The organism is Acinetobacter sp. NRRL B-65365, from assembly GCF_001605865.1.
GTDB lineage: Bacteria > Pseudomonadota > Gammaproteobacteria > Pseudomonadales > Moraxellaceae > Acinetobacter > Acinetobacter vivianii.
In genome coordinates, this window is the sequence record NZ_LRPD01000001.1 from 161,975 (window position 1) to 179,165 (window position 17,191).

Annotated in this window: 16 protein-coding genes; 9 read left to right on the forward strand and 7 right to left on the reverse strand. The window is 42.3% G+C overall.

The window, feature by feature from the left end:
• Positions 1–18 precede the first annotated feature (18 nt).
• Positions 19–735, forward strand: coding sequence for a glycerophosphodiester phosphodiesterase (locus AWW72_RS00765; protein ID WP_062846126.1), 717 nt, complete (start codon positions 19–21; stop codon positions 733–735).
• 30 nt (positions 736–765) lie between these two features.
• On the opposite strand, the gene AWW72_RS00770 is transcribed toward AWW72_RS00765, so the two are convergent.
• Positions 766–1,293 (reverse strand): META domain-containing protein, encoded by a 528-nt coding sequence (locus AWW72_RS00770; protein ID WP_062846127.1) that lies wholly within the window; start codon positions 1,291–1,293, stop codon positions 766–768.
• Between the two features lie 211 nt (positions 1,294–1,504).
• On the opposite strand from AWW72_RS00770, the gene AWW72_RS00775 reads away from it, so the two are divergent.
• The 3 genes from AWW72_RS00775 (at position 1,505) to AWW72_RS00785 (ending at position 4,910) form a co-directional block, all read left to right on the forward strand.
• The gene (locus AWW72_RS00775; protein ID WP_004775465.1) at positions 1,505–2,677 is read left to right on the forward strand and encodes an acyl-CoA desaturase; all 1,173 of its coding nucleotides are present in this window, start codon (positions 1,505–1,507) and stop codon (positions 2,675–2,677) included.
• Positions 2,678–2,812: 135 nt separating this feature from the next.
• The gene (locus AWW72_RS00780) at positions 2,813–4,255 is read left to right on the forward strand and encodes a protein adenylyltransferase SelO (protein WP_062846128.1); all 1,443 of its coding nucleotides are present in this window, start codon (positions 2,813–2,815) and stop codon (positions 4,253–4,255) included.
• A gap of 73 nt (positions 4,256–4,328) precedes the next feature.
• Positions 4,329–4,910: a L,D-transpeptidase family protein gene (locus AWW72_RS00785; RefSeq protein ID WP_062846129.1), complete on the forward strand. Its 582-nt coding sequence runs from the start codon at positions 4,329–4,331 to the stop codon at positions 4,908–4,910.
• A gap of 584 nt (positions 4,911–5,494) precedes the next feature.
• Here AWW72_RS00785 and AWW72_RS00790 read toward each other — a convergent pair.
• Both AWW72_RS00790 and baeS read right to left on the reverse strand, forming a co-directional pair.
• A complete protein-coding gene (locus AWW72_RS00790) occupies positions 5,495–6,181 on the reverse strand; it encodes a response regulator (RefSeq protein ID WP_004775485.1) in 687 nt (228 codons plus the stop codon).
• A 45-nt stretch (positions 6,182–6,226) separates the two neighbouring features.
• On the reverse strand, positions 6,227–7,897 hold the full coding sequence (gene baeS / locus AWW72_RS00795; RefSeq protein ID WP_062846130.1) for a sensor histidine kinase efflux regulator BaeS: 1,671 nt from the start codon (positions 7,895–7,897) through the stop codon (positions 6,227–6,229).
• A gap of 131 nt (positions 7,898–8,028) precedes the next feature.
• On the opposite strand from baeS, the gene AWW72_RS00800 reads away from it, so the two are divergent.
• From AWW72_RS00800 to AWW72_RS00815, 4 genes are all read left to right on the forward strand, one after another.
• Positions 8,029–8,403 carry a hypothetical protein gene (locus tag AWW72_RS00800; protein WP_005259465.1) on the forward strand — a complete coding sequence of 125 codons (375 nt, stop codon included), beginning with the start codon at positions 8,029–8,031 and terminating at the stop codon, positions 8,401–8,403.
• A gap of 311 nt (positions 8,404–8,714) precedes the next feature.
• Positions 8,715–10,517, forward strand: coding sequence for an acyl-CoA dehydrogenase C-terminal domain-containing protein (locus AWW72_RS00805; protein ID WP_004775488.1), 1,803 nt, complete (start codon positions 8,715–8,717; stop codon positions 10,515–10,517).
• Between the two features lie 162 nt (positions 10,518–10,679).
• A complete protein-coding gene (locus AWW72_RS00810) occupies positions 10,680–12,461 on the forward strand; it encodes an acyl-CoA dehydrogenase C-terminal domain-containing protein (protein ID WP_062846131.1) in 1,782 nt (593 codons plus the stop codon).
• Between the two features lie 120 nt (positions 12,462–12,581).
• The gene (locus AWW72_RS00815) at positions 12,582–13,079 is read left to right on the forward strand and encodes a phosphate-starvation-inducible protein PsiE (protein WP_062846132.1); all 498 of its coding nucleotides are present in this window, start codon (positions 12,582–12,584) and stop codon (positions 13,077–13,079) included.
• 41 nt (positions 13,080–13,120) lie between these two features.
• Here the strand turns inward: AWW72_RS00815 and AWW72_RS00820 are convergent, their stop codons facing one another.
• Together AWW72_RS00820 and AWW72_RS00825 are read right to left on the reverse strand one after the other, a co-directional pair.
• Positions 13,121–13,492, reverse strand: coding sequence for an RcnB family protein (locus AWW72_RS00820; RefSeq protein WP_062846133.1), 372 nt, complete (start codon positions 13,490–13,492; stop codon positions 13,121–13,123).
• A 153-nt stretch (positions 13,493–13,645) separates the two neighbouring features.
• Entirely contained in the window at positions 13,646–14,137 is a 492-nt protein-coding gene (locus AWW72_RS00825) for an RcnB family protein (protein WP_062846134.1), read from the reverse strand.
• A gap of 178 nt (positions 14,138–14,315) precedes the next feature.
• On the opposite strand from AWW72_RS00825, the gene AWW72_RS00830 reads away from it, so the two are divergent.
• The gene (locus AWW72_RS00830; protein WP_032864114.1) at positions 14,316–14,753 is read left to right on the forward strand and encodes a hypothetical protein; all 438 of its coding nucleotides are present in this window, start codon (positions 14,316–14,318) and stop codon (positions 14,751–14,753) included.
• Between the two features lie 82 nt (positions 14,754–14,835).
• Here AWW72_RS00830 and AWW72_RS00835 read toward each other — a convergent pair whose 3' ends face one another.
• Both AWW72_RS00835 and AWW72_RS00840 read right to left on the reverse strand, forming a co-directional pair.
• Complete coding sequence (locus AWW72_RS00835) at positions 14,836–15,648, reverse strand: hypothetical protein (RefSeq protein ID WP_062846135.1); 813 nt, start codon at positions 15,646–15,648, stop codon at positions 14,836–14,838.
• 25 nt (positions 15,649–15,673) lie between these two features.
• A complete protein-coding gene (locus AWW72_RS00840) occupies positions 15,674–17,137 on the reverse strand; it encodes a phospholipase D family protein (protein ID WP_155858536.1) in 1,464 nt (487 codons plus the stop codon).
• Positions 17,138–17,191: the final 54 nt, after the last annotated feature.

Below are 17,191 nucleotides of genomic sequence, written 5' to 3' on the forward strand. Positions count from 1 at the left end.
CAATAAAGGCAGAGACAAATGCGAATTATTGGTCATCGTGGTGCGCGTGGTGAAGCCCCTGAAAATACGTTAGGTGGCTTTCGTTATCTGCATGATTTAGGCGTACGTGCAGTCGAGTTTGATGTACGCCAATTGAAAGATGATCAATTGGTCGTGATCCATGATGATGACTTTGTTCGCACTGCAGGCCGTTCACAACAGGTTGAAAGCTGTAATTTATTAGAAGCGCAGCAATTCGATCATCGTCATCAATGGCAGGCATGGGCCTTTGAAGAATATACGCCTAGTCTTCCCCATGTCCTTGAGTGCTTAACGGACTTTGAGCATATTGAAGTTGAAATCAAGGCGGTTACAGACGATGCAGCGGCTGAACGCTTGGTCTATCAACTTCATCAAGATTTAAAAGATTTTGAGCAAAGCGCAACCATTACCAGTTTTGATGTCAAAATTTTAGCTGCCTTACAGCGTCATCACAGCCATTTTAAGCGTGGACTACTGGTTGAAATTCCAATTGGGGAATATGCGATTGAACTTGCCCAGCAATATGACTGTTGTCAAATTGGTTGGGGAGATGCTCTAGCAACCGATGAAATTATTCAACGGACTCAACAGGCAAATCTTGCAATCAGTGTCTGGACGGTAAATGAGGTTGAACGTGCCAAGCATCTGCAGCAGCTGGGTATTCAAGGTTTAATTACTGATGTTCCAAGTACCATGTTGCAACATTTAAAATAACAAAAGGCGGAATAAATTCCGCCTTTTCTTTTATTTCTTACGCTGGGCCTGAATCAAACGCTGCCCTTTTGCATCTAACAAATATAGGTTTGCGCCATCTAGCTGGAAGCGCTCAACTCGTTGAATCGCATCCATCAAATCCGCCTCTTGCGCTAAAGCGCGGTTACAGCTTTGATGCTGTGCCATCACATCAAAATCCAGTTTACGCTGGGTGAAATCATATTTATAACGACCATAAATATTGTTGCAGCCCGTATGCCCTGACACCATCTTTGAAATGGAATTGAGCTGAAAACCCGGATACTGGTTAAAGAACAAAGCTCGCTTGCCTTGAATGGTGGTAATTTGCCAATCCACATCTTGCACACCATCGGTACTTTTACGTACTTGCATGGCGGGCGGCTGTGTCACCCGTTTCGGCTGCAAGGTATTCTTTTGCGCCGGCTGGGGTTGGCTTTGGCAGGCTGCAAGCATGACAGCAGCAGAGAATATTAAAGTTTTGTTAAAAAATGCCTTCAAAGAAAAAATAGGATTTTTCATGGTATTTTGCTCAGACATTGATTTATTTCACCTTTTAATTCATTGATCAAATTTACAAATGAATTCTGTTACTGTTCTTTCGATACAACTGTACAATAATACTAGTGCTAATCGATTTGGACATGCTAATATCAGTGATAAAATAGCAATATATCGTCATGATTGGTTTTGCTATCTCGTTTAGTTTTATTATCTTGTACAAACAAGGTTTTTAGGAGCGCTGACGGATATGACTTCCGCCCCACTCAAAAAAAAGGCACCCATTAACTGGACTGCTAGCATTACCTTAATTGGCACACCAATTCTTGCCGCTATTTTAATCCCTTTATACGCTTATTATTATGATTTTAGTGTAAGTGCTTGGGTGAGCATGATCTTCCTTTTGGCGCTCAGTAGCCTAGGAATTACAGCAGGTTATCACCGTCTTTGGGCACATCGTGCTTATGAAGCAGCTTTACCACTTAAAATTTTATTGATGATTGGTGGTACCTTTGCTGTCCAAAACAGTATTTTGTTCTGGGCTTCAGGTCACCGTACCCATCACCGCCATGTCGATGATGTGGATCAAGACCCGTATTCAATTAAACGTGGTTTTTGGTACGCGCACTTAGGCTGGATGATTCGCGATCATTCGCCATCTGAACCTGACTTTAAAAATGCACCTGATTTGCTCAATGACAAATTAGTGATGTTCCAGCATAAATATTATGTGCCAATGGTCATCGCAGTTCATGTCGGTGTATTAGGCTTAATCGGTTGGGCAACTGGCGATATCTGGGGCGTGATTTTACTGGGTGGTTTATTACGTTTAATCATTAGCCACCACGTCACCTTCTTTATTAACTCGCTTTGCCACATGTGGGGCAAACGTCCTTATACCGATGAAAATACAGCACGTGACAACTTTGTCTTAGCTATTTTTACTTGGGGTGAGGGTTATCATAACTATCATCACATCTTCCAGTACGATTACCGTAATGGCGTGAAATGGTGGCAATATGATCCAACCAAATGGTTAATCTGGACCAGCTCAAAACTTGGTTTAGCTAAAAATTTACGTCGTATTCCAAGCTTTAATATCAAAAAAGCTGAGCTTGCGATGAAGTTTAAATATGCTGAACGCGATCTTGCGATTTATGGTCATGATGTCAATACTGACATCGTGCAAATGAAGCAACGTATTGCACAAGAATACGAAGCATTTACTCATACCTTAAATGATTGGGCGAAGCTGAAAGAACAAGAGCTTCATGCCAAGAAAGCAGCAATGGCTGAAAAAATTCATCAAATGGATCACAAGCTAAAAGTTGATTTCCAGTTACTTGAACACCGTTTAAGTCATCACCGTGAATGTTTAGAAACCTTAATGCGTAACATCAAAAAAGCGCCGGTTTCTGAATAACAGAATACCCATTAAAAATGGTCTCAAATCGAGGCCATTTTTTATATCTACTGTTTCATCCTTGCGTTTTACCCTTCCCCACTGCATCCGTTAATTTGCTATAGTCATGATTCAGCTCACCATGATGTTTCAGTTATGCAATTCAATTCTCGCTATGATTCTTTAAATCCAAAGCTTTATCATCAGCAACAGCCAAGTCCGTTGCGTGGCGCCAAAGCAGGCCATTTCAATGAAGCCTTAGCGAATGAGTTGCAGTGGAGTGAAGAAGATAAAGCCAACTGGGTTGAAATCTGTAGTGGACAAAAAACCTTTGCTGAATTTCCACCGCTTGCCATGGTCTATGCAGGCCATCAGTTTGGACAATGGGCAGGACAACTCGGTGATGGTCGAGGTTTGCTCATCGGACAAATCCTGAATAAACACGGCGAAACAATTGATCTACATCTGAAAGGTGCAGGCTCTACTCCCTACTCACGTATGGGCGATGGTCGTGCTGTGCTGCGTTCGGTAATTCGTGAATATCTCGCTGGACATGCGTTAAATGCTTTGGGCGTTGCATCAAGTCACGCAGTCGGTTTTACCAGCTCAACTCAGGGCGTACAACGGGAAACCCTAGAGCTGGGTGCAATGTTATTGCGCACGTCTGAATGTCATATTCGTTTGGGACATTTTGAATGGATCAATCAATACTCGCCTGAACTCTTGGCTGAATTCACGCAAAAATGTATCGAATGGCATTATCCAGAATGTCTTGAAGCTGAAAATCCAATTCTAGCGTTTGCTGAAGCCGTGATTGAGCGCACAGCCATCATGATTTCCAAATGGCAACTGGTGGGTTTTGCGCATGGGGTCATGAATACCGATAATCTTAATATTACAGGTTCAACACTGGACTTTGGTCCTTACGGGTTTATGGAGCGTTTCCGCCCGAATTGGATTAACAACCATTCCGATTATCAGGGGCGTTATACTTATCAGAACCAGCCAAGTATTGGACACTGGAATCTTTGGACATGGCTGAACAATCTGATTCCATTAGCATCGGCCGAAGACAAAGAACAGTTCAAACTGGATCTGGCAACTTGCCTAGAAAAATTTGAACCCACCTTTTTGCAACATTATGGTCAGGGCTTATGTCAAAAGATGGGATTACCGCATTTCCATAAAGACAGTCTGGATTGCAGCTTTGCCTTCTTGAGAATTTTGCAAACCGAGCAACTGGATTACACTCAAAGCTTTATTCGTCTACAACAACAAGATTACAAAGCTTTAAGAGATGACTGTATTCATGTCCAGCAATTCGATGATTTCCTGACGCATTACCAGAATATCCGTCAACATCAGGATACCGATGAATTAGACCAGCAGATGCAACAGATCAATCCACAATATATCCTGCGCAATCATATGGCGCAGAAAGCCATTGAACAGGCTGAACGTGGTGATTTTAGTGAAGTTGATCGTTTATTTAAGCTGTTGAATCAGCCCTACCAAAAACAGCCTGATCTGGAAACCGAAGCAGATACGGCACCTTTACCCAGTGATGTACCAGAGGTAATGGTGAGCTGTTCATCTTAATTTTGAGTCGTTATGATTCACTTGGGTCGCGATTGCGGCTCAAGTGAGTTACTTATTTTAAAAGAAGAAAATAATGAAAACTGGATTGATTGCTGGATGTGTTGTTTTAATCATTTTATTGGCACTGGCCTTTTATCAGTATGGCAAGTTCATCCCAACATTTACAGCAACACATACGCCGCTTTCAACCAAAGAAATACAGCAGCTCAAACAAAGTAAACCCGTGACCTCAATTGAAGTCTTTAAGAGTCAGCGTATTTTGCAATTAAAACATCAACAGGAAGTCATTCGCAGCTATCCGATGCGTTTGGGCTTTGATCCGATCGGACATAAACAGTTTGAAGGTGATGGCAAAACGCCTGAAGGAACTTATTCTATTGATTGGCGCAATCCACAAAGCGCTTATTATAAATCTTTGCACATCTCCTACCCCAATAAAACTGATACAAGCTATGCCCAACAGCACAATCGTTCTGCGGGTGGCGATGTCATGATTCATGGTACGGTTCCGACACGTGCCACCTCATTTCCTGCAAGTGCGCGCTATATGCCACGCAAAGACTGGACCTTAGGCTGTATTGCAGTGACCAACTCGGATATAGATGAAATATGGCAACTGGTTACTGATCATACGCCCATTATCATTCACCCATAATGGGGCAACGCTCAGGCGAGTTTGCGGATAAAGGCGGTGATCAAACCGAACAATGCTTATTCAGGGGATAAGTTTCTCATCCAGGAATAATCTTATTACCGCAATCTAGCTCACCACAAGTGATTGTAAAGTAATGTAATCTTATTTAGCACAGAATCCAGTGAGGGTTCACTTAAAACTAGAAAAGAAGATAATTTCTACAAAACCTTTAAGAAACTATCCACATTTTCTGTGGATAACGCTGTGGTTATCCACAGGATAAAAGTTTTTGCTGTGCTCTACCCTTTATCATCATCAAAACTCATCTCATGTCAGCTTCTCTATACGAAGGAAAAGAGACGAGTTTATCTATAGAAACTGTTCCATATTTTCTTGGATATGAACTGCGACTATAGCAGTGCAAGGCGTTGTAGCGGTGCAAGGGGTAGCCACAGGATAAAAGTTTTTGCAGTGCTCTACCCTTTATCCTCATCAAAACTCATCTCATATCAGCCTCTCTATACGAAGGAAAAGAGACGAGTTTATCTATAGAAACTGTTCCATATTTTCTTGGGTATGAGCCACCACAGATCAATTAAAGCTGATTACTCATCTGGATATTCAAAACGATAACCCACGCCATACACCGCTTGAATCCATTCATGACGATTACCCGTATCAGCCGCCTCTGAAATCTTACGACGCAGGTTTTTAATATGGCTATCAATCACACGGTCTGCCACATCAAAGCTGTCTGGATTGATATGATCGAGTAACTGTGCACGTGAATAAACCTGTCCAAGATGTTCTAAAAACAGCTCCAATAAACGGAATTCGGTTGGTGTCAAGGTCAATGCTTTTTGTTGATACCAAATCCGTTGTTGTGCTTTATCGATACGGAATAAATCGTTTTGCTCAGGCTCTGCTTTACGTTCTAAACGGCGCAAAACAGCTTGGACACGGGCAACCAGTTCTTTAGGACTAAAAGGCTTACAGATATAGTCATCTGCTCCCATATTCAAACCTAAAACACGGTCAATTTCTTCAGTACGTGCTGTCACCATAATAATCGGCAGATCAGACTGCTCACGTACTTTACGACAGATGGTTAAACCGTCCATACGCGGCACCATCAAATCCAGAATCATCAAGCTTGGTTTACGTTGCTGGAACTGGGTAAAAGCATCTTGACCATCATGGAACATACTGACTTCAAAACCAGCAGCTTCTAAATAATCACGAACCAACTGTGCCAGTTCAACCTCATCTTCAACCAACATGATATGTTTCATGGTCTTCATCCTATCCATCATCCTCAACCAGAGAGGATCTAAAAGTTACGTATTTTGTTTTGGGAAAGTCAGTACACAACGTAATCCACCTAATGGTGAATGATCGAAAGTCAGTGAACCACCTAAAGCTTGTGCCAGTTTACATGATAAAGCCAAACCTAATCCTGTACCGCCTGTACTACGTGTACGTGAATCATCGACACGGTAGAAACGTTCACCCAGACGGGCCAGTTGCTCATCATTCATCCCCAATGGGCTGTCATCTACATACAATATCCATTGTTGCTCGTTTTGTTGAGTATGAATCTGTATTTTTCCACCTTGTTCAGTATAACGAACACAGTTCCCCAGTAAATTGACAATAATCTGTTTAAAACGATCACGATCTAACGAGAGTAAAGCCCCTTCACCAGACAAGCTGACGTCTAGCTGATTTTGCTCAAAGGTTGATCTGAAATTTTCGACTTCTTGCAGGACTACATCCCACGGATTAACTTCAGCAAAATAGCATTTCAACTGTTGTGCATCGGCCTGAGCCAGATCTGCCAGATCTTGAGTTAATTTTTTCAAACTACTGACCTGACGCATCATGGCCGCAAGGTGTTCAGGTGTGGCTTTACGAATCCCATCCTGCATGGCTTCGATTTGTGCCTGCAACACAGCCAATGGTGTTTTTAACTCATGTGAAGTATCGGATACCCATTGACGGCGTGATTCTTCATGATGGTGCAAAATATCAGCCAAATGATTGATCTGATTAGACAAATCACCTAGTTCATCATTACGTCTGATCTTAACCTGATGCTGATAGTTACCCCGTGTTAATTCTAGCGTTGCTTTTAACAGGCGCTGAATCGGCTTTTTAAAATAGGTCGCCATTAGCAGTGCTGCAATCAAACTAGATAGCACGGTTAATGCATAGACTAAAAGCAAATAACGTTTTTGATTACTAAAGAAGTTAATACTGGATGCATCATCCTGATCAAGTACAGGTTTTAATCCCAGATAGCCTACCACCCGTTCATCCACAATAATCGGACGGAACGAGATTTGGTCCGTCGCGGGTTCACCAACAATAAACTGCTGATTTTCATCATATAAGGATAAACGAGAACTCAAACCTAAACGGTCTGGAATTGAGACAAAACGCTTTTTACCATGCTCAACAGGCGTATTTAATTTATGCTCCTGTTTATCCTCTTTATCATCTTTCTTTAAACGGAACTGACTTGGACTGAGCGGAAAACGTAACCCTTCAAAGGGTTGATATTCGGAAGGTAAATTCTGCTTTAGAATTTTGAGTTCTTCATCATTAAAGATCTGACGATTTCTCATCTCAACATTATTTTGCGCCAAAGTCGGCGAAAGACTCAATAAAGTATGGTCATTAAAATAACGTTGCTGCAAAGCGATATCATACTGACGGCGTAACCACCATTGAGACAGCCGGTCGTAGTCATCTGGCGCTGCGGTTCCCTCGATTTGCAAGATCTGCGCCTGAATAGCATTGCCCCAATCATGATAAACGGTATAGACATTGCCTAAGTTGGCAATTAACCGATCCAGTTTTTGCATCTCGACATCGGCCACATAGCGTGCAAAGTTCTTTTGCATCGTCCAGTGCAAAACACCTAAGCTGATCGTAGCGATCAGTAAGGTGGTCAGTAATACCGTTAAAAACAGGCGTAAGGCTAAAGGGACACGACGAACATTCAAAAGCTTAATCTCAATAGTGTTCTATTTATGGATTGTAACCAACATGGTTCAAAAAAACTCTCCATTGTTTCTTCATCTTTATTATCTAATCTTTAATCATCAAATCACAACTGCTTATGCTGGATAAAACAATGAACAAGACAAAAATTGTATTGATGACCACCTTACTCGGTTCTGTTTTAGGTTTGGCTGCCTGTCAGTCGACCACGCCAGCAGAACAGTCAATGAATCGTGACCACCATCGTCATAATATGCAACGCGCACCGCTTACCCCAGAACAGCGTGCTGAATGGCAAGCGAAACGTGAACAGCGTTCAGAACAACGCGAACAAATGCGTCAGGAACATCAGGCACAACGCGCTCAGATCGAACAGGCATGTCAAGGTAAACGTATCGGAGAACGCGTGAACGTTCAATGGAATAAACGTGTGATTGAAGGTACCTGTGAAGTTCGTTTTACACCAGACAAATCACAATTCAAGCGTCAAGCCAATCCAACAACATAATCACCCTCTCCTCTCAGGCGCTTTCGAAGCGCCTTTTTTTTATGCGTTAAATGATTGATTTTTCATTTACACAGCTGCTTACGATTTTACATGAACAGTTTCACTCAAATGCTGGAAAACCACCTACAATCTAAGCGCTTATGCAGGTTGACCAACAAACTTTGACTTAGCAGTCACTAAGAAATGACCTGCAAAAGCTTGTACCGAACTATAACTTGTTGCACGATTAGCGGTACAAAATGGTGCTCTTGGGCACATTTATCATTGACTAAGATTATAACTCTGGTTTAACCAGTATTGAGGAACCCGCTATGCCACAATACAAAGCACCCTTACGTGATATGCAGTTCGTATTGCACGAATTATTAAATGCTGAAGCACATTACGCAAAACTTCCTGCATTTCAAGACACTGTAAGCCGTGAATTGGTTGATCAATACTTAGAAGCAGCGGCTGATTTCTGCGAGAACGAACTTTCTCCTTTAAACCAAGTGGGCGACCGTGAAGGTTGTACTTGGAACGACGGTGTTGTTACTACCCCGACAGGCTTTAAAGAAGCGTATCAAAAATATATCGAACTTGGCTTCCCGTCTCTTTCTGCTGATGAAGAGTTTGGCGGTCAGGCATTACCAAACTCTTTAGGGATCGCAATCTCTGAAATGGTCGGTACTGCAAACTGGTCATGGGGTATGTACCCTGGCCTTTCTCATGGTGCTGTGCGTACTTTAGAACACCACGGTTCTGATGAGCAAAAAAATACTTACTTGCCAAACCTTGTTTCAGGTGTTTGGACAGGTACGATGTGCTTGACTGAATCTCATGCAGGTTCTGACTTAGGTATCATCCGTTCTAAAGCTGAACCAAATGCTGATGGCAGCTATGCAATCTCTGGCGAGAAAATCTTTATCTCTGCTGGTGAACACGACATGGCTGAAAACATCATCCATATCGTACTTGCACGTTTACCGGGCGCGCCAAAAGGTACCAAAGGCATTTCATTATTCATCGTACCTAAATTCCACGTGAATGCTGACGGTTCTGTCGGTGAGCGTAATGCCGTACGTTGTGGTTCAATCGAACACAAAATGGGTATCCATGGTAACGCGACTTGTGTGATTAACTTCGACCAAGCAAAAGGTTACTTGATTGGCCCTGAAAACCGTGGCTTAAACTGCATGTTCACCTTCATGAACACTGCACGTATCGGTACTGCGGTTCAAGGTTTATCTGCATCTGAATCTTCTTTCCAAGGCGCTTTGGCGTATGCGAAAGACCGTTTAGCAATGCGTTCGCTTTCTGGCCCTAAAGCACCTGAAAAAGAAGCTGACCCAATTATCGTTCACCCTGCTGTTCGCAACATGCTTTTAACGCAAAAGTCATTTGCTGAAGGTGGTCGTGCGCTGGTTTACTTATTGGCTCAATATGCAGACATCGTTGAAAAAGGCGAAACTGAAGAAGAGCGTAAGTTTGCTGACAACATCTTGTCTTTGTTAACACCAATTGCAAAAGCATTCTTAACAGAAACTGGTTCTGAATCTGCGAAGCACGGTGTACAAGTCTTTGGTGGTCACGGCTTCATTTCTGAACACGGTATGGAGCAAATCGTACGTGATACACGTATCGCTTGCCTATACGAAGGAACAACCGAGATTCAAGCGCTTGACTTGTTAGGTCGTAAAGTATTGCAAACTCAAGGTGCAATGTTGAAAGACTTCACCAAGATCATCCACAAATTTGTTGAAGCAAACAAAGACAATGCTGCGATGCAAGAATTCGTTGCGCCATTGGCTGCTGCAAACAAAGAATGGGGCGATATCACTATGCAAATTGGTATGCGTGCAATGCAAAACCCTGATGAAGTTGGTGCAGCTGCGGTTGACTACCTCTACTTCTCTGGCTATGTAACGCTTGCTTACTTATGGGCTCGTATGGCACTTGTTGCGCAAGAGAAATTGGCTGAAGGTACAACTGATGTTGACTTCTACAATGCAAAAGTGACGACTGCTCGCTTCTACTTCAAGAAGATCTTGCCACGTGTTCGTTCGCATGTAGACGTACTTTCAACTGGCGTTGCGCCATTGTTTGAACTCGATGCGGAACACTTCGCTTTCTAAACATAGTTTAGAATGAGATGCAACGTTCATCACAGAAAAAGGACTGGTCAGTTTTGACCGTCCTTTTTTTGTTTAATCAATGCTAAATTTATACGATTCAATTTATTTGTTCGTTTTATTTGATCATTTTGCACATGACGCTGTGCGTAGAAAGGAACGATTATGCCAATTTACAATGCTCCTCTAGCAGACATGAAATTCATCTTAAATGATGTATTTAAAGCAGAACAATTTTGGCAGGCGAATGAAAACCTGGCTCATGTAGATGCTGCAACAGCTGAAGCAATTTTAGAAGAAATGGCGAAGTTTGCCCAAAACGTGACACATCCGTTAAACCGTACGGGTGATGAAGAAGGCGCACGTTGGGAAAATGGTGAGGTTTTCACCCCAGCAGGTTTTAAAGAAGCATTCCGTCAATACGCTGAAGGCGGCTGGATCGGCTTAGGTGCAGACGAAGAATGGGGCGGTCAGGCCATGCCAAAAATGCTGACTGTACTGTCTGATGAAATGCTATTCGCAACCAATCCATCATTCATGCTCTACCCGCTTCTTTCTGTGGGTGCAGGTATGGCTTTAAACAGCTATGCATCACAAGAGCAAAAAGAAACCTATTTACCTAAAATCTATTCGGGTGAATGGTCAGGTACGATGTGCTTAACCGAGCCACATGCAGGTACAGATTTAGGGATTATCAAAACTAAAGCTGAACCGAATGAAGATGGTACGTATAACATTACCGGTACGAAAATCTTCATCACGGGTGGTGACAACGATCTCGCTGAAAACATCATTCATTTGGTACTTGCAAAAACCCCTAATGCACCTGCGGGTTCACGTGGTATTTCGTTATTTATCGTACCAAAATTCTTGGTGAATGAAGATGGTTCTTTGGGCGAGCGTAACCCTGTTGGACCAGGCTCAATCGAGCACAAGATGGGAATCAAGGCATCTGCGACTTGCGTGATGAACTTTGATGGTGCCAAAGGCTACCTCGTGGGTAAAGAAAACGAAGGCCTTGCTGCAATGTTCGTAATGATGAACTACGAACGTTTATCAATGGGTATCCAAGGTCTAGGTGCTTCTGAATTTGCTTATCAAAATGCGGCACAATACGCGACTGACCGTTTACAGGGTCGTAGCGCATCTGGCGTTCAATCTCCAAACAAACCAGCAGACAGCATTTTAGTACATGGTGATGTACGTCGTATGTTGCTCAATGTCCGTGCCAACAACGAAGCATCTCGTGCATTTGCGGTGTATGTTGGTCAACAGCTCGACATCACTAAATTCTCAACTGATACTGAAGCCGTGAAGAAAGCCAACGACCGCGTTGCACTTTTAACACCAATCGCAAAAGCTTACCTCACTGACACTGCTTTCCAAGCGACTTTAGATGCGCAAATGGTCTTCGGTGGTCACGGTTATATCCGTGAATGGGGCATGGAACAATGTATCCGTGATCTTCGTATTGCTCAAATTTACGAAGGGACCAACGGCGTTCAATCTCAAGATTTAATTGGTCGTAAAACCATTAAATGTGGTGGTGCATTCATCGCAGAATACATCACAGAGATCCGTGACTTTGCCAATGATCTAGATACGGATTTAAACTTCATTAAAGATGCAACTCTTGACGCTGCAACTGAAATTGAAGCGATCACCCAGTTCATCATTGAACAAGCAGCTGAAAATGCAGAGTTCCCGAACTCAGCTGCGGTTGATTACCTACATGCTGTTGGTTTACTCAGCTTTGCTTATATGTTCGCAAAAATTGCAGCCGCGGCAAAAGACAAATCTGGTGATTTCTACCAAAACAAAATTGCATTAGCGCAATACTTTGTAGATCGTATCTTGCCTGAATTAGATACACGTTTAGCGAAAATCAAAGCAGGTTCAGACTTGATCATGAACTTCAGCGAAGATTACTTCACTAATCAAGCTTAAGTCGCATTCAATCATAAAAACTGCCTCAATCTAGGTTGAGGCAGTTTTTTTATGCCTATAATAAAAACAGCATAAAACTTGCATATCATTCCAATCATCATGTTGAGCATATAAACCGCCATGTCGAATTCAAAAGATAAACTTGAAGGCTTACCTCGTCTACTTGACCGCTTCGGTCACTACGCAGTTGAAGCCTTTCATTATTTAGCCCTGTTTATTATCGGCTGTATGATTGCATGGTCAGCCGTACATACCGTGATTGAGATTCTGACGGTTAAACAATACGCCACCATTGATGATATCTTGCTGTTGTTTATCTATCTGGAACTGGGTGCCATGGTCGGGATTTATTTCAAGACCAATCATATGCCAGTGCGCTTTCTGATCTATGTCGCGATTACTGCCCTGACTCGTTTGCTGATTGCCGATATTCAGCATAATCATAAAGCGTCAATGGATTTGGTCATTACCACAGGTTCGATCCTGATTTTGGCAATTGCGATTCTGGTGGTGCGTTTTGCATCATGGAACTACCCTTCTGTGATTCGTGGCAAAGATCAGGAGCAACAATTGCCTTCCAATAAAACGCCTCGACCGCAAGATGATGAATTGGCATAAATAAAAAAGCAGGCGGATTGCCTGCTTTTCTCATATGAGGATTATGCCACTCGGAAGATACGATATTTGGAATCAACCAATACATATTTGCCTTGTACCTGCATCCAGTTATAGCCACGTGGTGGCTGATAAAGGCGATGGTAGCGATAATTGGATACCATATAACGCTTACTACGGAATTCTGACGGTAAACGCTCACCACGTTTGAAGTTGATACGTTGACCATAATGATTACCGCGATCACCATTTGACCAGCGCGGTTGTTCACGGTGATCATGTCGGTGGTCATAACGATCATAGCGCTGATCATAACGGTCTTTATGATCATTATTCCAACGGTTTGAATCTGCCATTGCTGATGCAGATACACCGAGCATGAGTGTTGATACAAGCAAAACGACGGTCTTTTTCATTGTGTGATCCTCTGTTTTTTCGATCTGAAATCAGATTAAGAAAAACTCTAGGAGAAAGCATGAATAAAACTCGCGACATTGCAAAGCTTTGTAATGAATAGCGAGAAATTGTGGAGAATACTCTCTATTCAAAATTTAAAAACAGATGTCAAATCAGCGAATAATCTCAATGGTAAAGTTATCATCGGTCACTAAAAGATAACGTCCATCGACGACTACCCAATGTCGACCACGTGGCGGTTCACGCAAAGAATAATAATCCCAATCCCGCACCACATAACGCTCGCTACGGAACTCACCTGGTAATTCATTTCCTACCACAAAGGACTCACGGCGATAGCTGCGGTCATATTGAGTCTCTGGATAATATTCAATCCGAACGCCAGGGCGATGGTTCGAATGAGGATAATAGTTATTTTGATTCGGCTGATAATAATAGCCTTTCGGTGGCGCAGTGGGTGTCGCGCGCTGATTCGAGAACGCAAATGGGTCTTGCGCAGGCGGCTGATAGGCAGGTGCATTCTGATGATAAGAACGGCGTTCTACCCCACTATATCCACCCCATGCATTATCAGCATAGCTCATTACAGGGAGACCGCTGAGTAGGCTGACCAAGCCATAGATATAAAGTTTAGATTGCTGCATCATGATCTCCCAAAATCAGAGTATGCTTTTATTTTAGAATAAAAAATAAGCGCCACTGTTGTAATAATATTTTTTCAGACTAACTGTTTAATTCCGTGGATAAAGAGCTGTTCGATATGGCCTCTCCGAGATATGTTAGAATCAATTTTTTGGTTTTGAGGCAACATCTGTGGCTGAAATGAATTTTGATCGTCTCTATCAATTTTTCTGTAAAGTTCCTAGCGTACAAGAATCCCGTATCGTGGCGCATGGTGCAGATGGTCAGCATGCATGGTGGTTTAAGTTCAATATTGATGTTGAACATCCATTGGCATGGCAAACAGTTCAGGAACTGGGACATGTCCTCAATTATTTATCGACGAATGAGCGTCTTCCCACCCAATTTTTCCCCGTATCACCACCGCCCTATATGAACGGTGAAGCCAAAGATTTTCTGGCTTGGGTGATCCAGTGTAATCATCCTGAATTTAGCCCAGATATCGTCTGTGACTGGTTAGAAGCGCGTTTACCCAACCCTGTCGATGATGACAGCCAGTGGAAAATCAAAACCGATTTAAGTGAACTGGATCAGTTAGCGGATAAAGATCTGGATCAATTAATTCCACCGAGTCCTTAATTTTTATTGATCGTATATTTCTTTCAATAAGCTGAATACCAAGTAAACCTCCAAATTCAGCTTGTTGAACTCTCGTTCTGAATCACGATAAGTCGTAACCCAAATATTCTTGTGGTGATTCAGAGTAAGGTAAAATCAGATAATTATTTTTTAAAATCAAGTCTTTCATTGCCTTTTGATGAGAGGAATCTAAAGGATAAATGCAAGCAAGATCCTGAATTAAATCTTCAATTTTTTCTGCATTAAAATCTGCTGTTTTGATCCAGCCTAACAACGCTGCTCCAAGCCCGATAAATTCGAAGCCATAATGCTGCATTTTCTGAATTAGCGCATAATTCTCAAAAGAATCAAAATCACAAGAAAAATAGCCATTCGGCATCATCGCCAACTTCAATGCTTCTGTTTCAACAACAGCCACTTTAACCATGATTTCAGTATGAGTAGAGATCAATAGATGTTGATTGAAGTAAACGAGCGCCTCTAGATCACTTTCATCATAGTGCTGCATTTTTCCAGCCAAGCTTTCAAAACTCCGCTGGTGATCTAGACAGCTCAGCTGTTGCACATGATGTTGAAACAACAAAGGTGTGACAATATTACTTTCAATCAGAAGACTGTCCCGACTTCCAAGATCTTCGATTCCTTCAAAATATTGACGATCGTCGAAATAAAGTTGATCACCCAATTGAGCATGCATAGAGGTGTATTCTGCCTGTGCCCTATCATCCAGAACCAGAAACACCTTTTTAGGATAGACCTCCTGTTTAAGGGAGCGATAGCATTCCAAGAGTTCTGCCCAACTTTGAATTTCAACAATATCTGCATAATGATTGAATTGATGTACATCTAAATCAATCTGCTCATCCTGTCTGATATTGAGTTTAATTTTCGCCATTGTGTAGAACTCTATTTATGCTGAATTAAAAAGTGGATAACCCTGTCCATTCCATAAAACGATAGATCCAGTATTTTACTTTTGACTCATCAGCATATTTTGCATAATCCACTGTGATTTGACGTGCATTGGCGTTGCTCCATGCTGCATCAAAGTATTGCCCGGCATCTTTAAACACTGGCGCTTGTGCTGAACCAATCACACGCATATCAGTCTCAAGATTATAGTTTTTCAGATTACGTGCCGTTAAGTTAGCAGAACCCAGAATCATCTCAGCTTGCTGTGCATTGTATTTAAGCAACATCTTGCTATGGCACTGTTCACCACGAGTATCGCACCAACGAATTGGAATACCAGCAGCATTGAGCTCTGATGCAACTTGGCGATTCGGCATGCCATTCTTCTGACGGCCAAATGCATCTTTATTCGGATCGATCATGATACGGATGTTGACACCACGTTGCTGCGCTTGTTTCAGTGCTTCAATAATATTGCGTTCCGACAAATAGAACATCGCCATATCCAGATGCTCTTTACTCTTGGCTGTCTGAATCATCTTCAAGATGCCATCATAAATGGCTTTTTCAGTCAGTACTTGCACCTGCGGCAAGGTTTTGTCTTCGCTCACCCCACCCATAATCACAAAAGGACTAGAACCCTTTGACATATTGGCAACGGCTTGCTCAGTTTGTAAGACATCAATCGCGGTTGGCCCATCCACCACCAGTGCAACATTACTATGATGCGAACTGCCATCATGCGGATTGGCAGAGGTCACCAAACTTTTCCAGCCCTGTTCAGTATCAACTACCAAGGTTTTACGATGATTGGCCTTGAAGTTGAATAACTCAAGATAACTACGCAAGGTAATTTTTTCATCACCAAATGGGCTACTTAACCAGCCACCTTCAGGATTATTACCTAAGTTCTGACAACAGATATACCAAAAGCCTGACCAAAGCGGATTAGAAGCGCGCAATGGTTTTAAATCAGTTTCGATCACATCCACACCCGCTTGACGCAACTGTAGATAATGTTTCGGTGTCATTCCACCATAAACCGAATTAATCGGATCGGTTATCACCACAACTTCAACATTTGGATGCAAACGACGCTTAACGATCAACGCATCTGTCAACTCTTGCATCAAAGGAAATTGCTTAACCTTTGACTTTCCCACTTCCTGATTAAACAGGAACATATCCAGCACAATCGTGGACTGGGCCTGATCAATTAAATGAAAGACTTCCTTGAAAATATGCTGATCAACCTGTTGCTGACCTTGTGCATCGATATAGGTCTGATCGGCTAAAAATTTCACATTGGCATGACGCAACTGCCCAGTAAAATCCAACCCTTTCGGGAGTGGTTTTACTGTGTGGTAGACTGCCGAAGCAATGTACCCAATCGCAAAAATACTCAATATGACTGCCATGTAACGTCGACCTGACCAGTTTAATTTTCGATGGATTCGTTGGAAGATACGCATATAAACAAAAAAAGCCCTAGCCTAATGGTCTAAGGCTAGAGCTTATACTTTGAT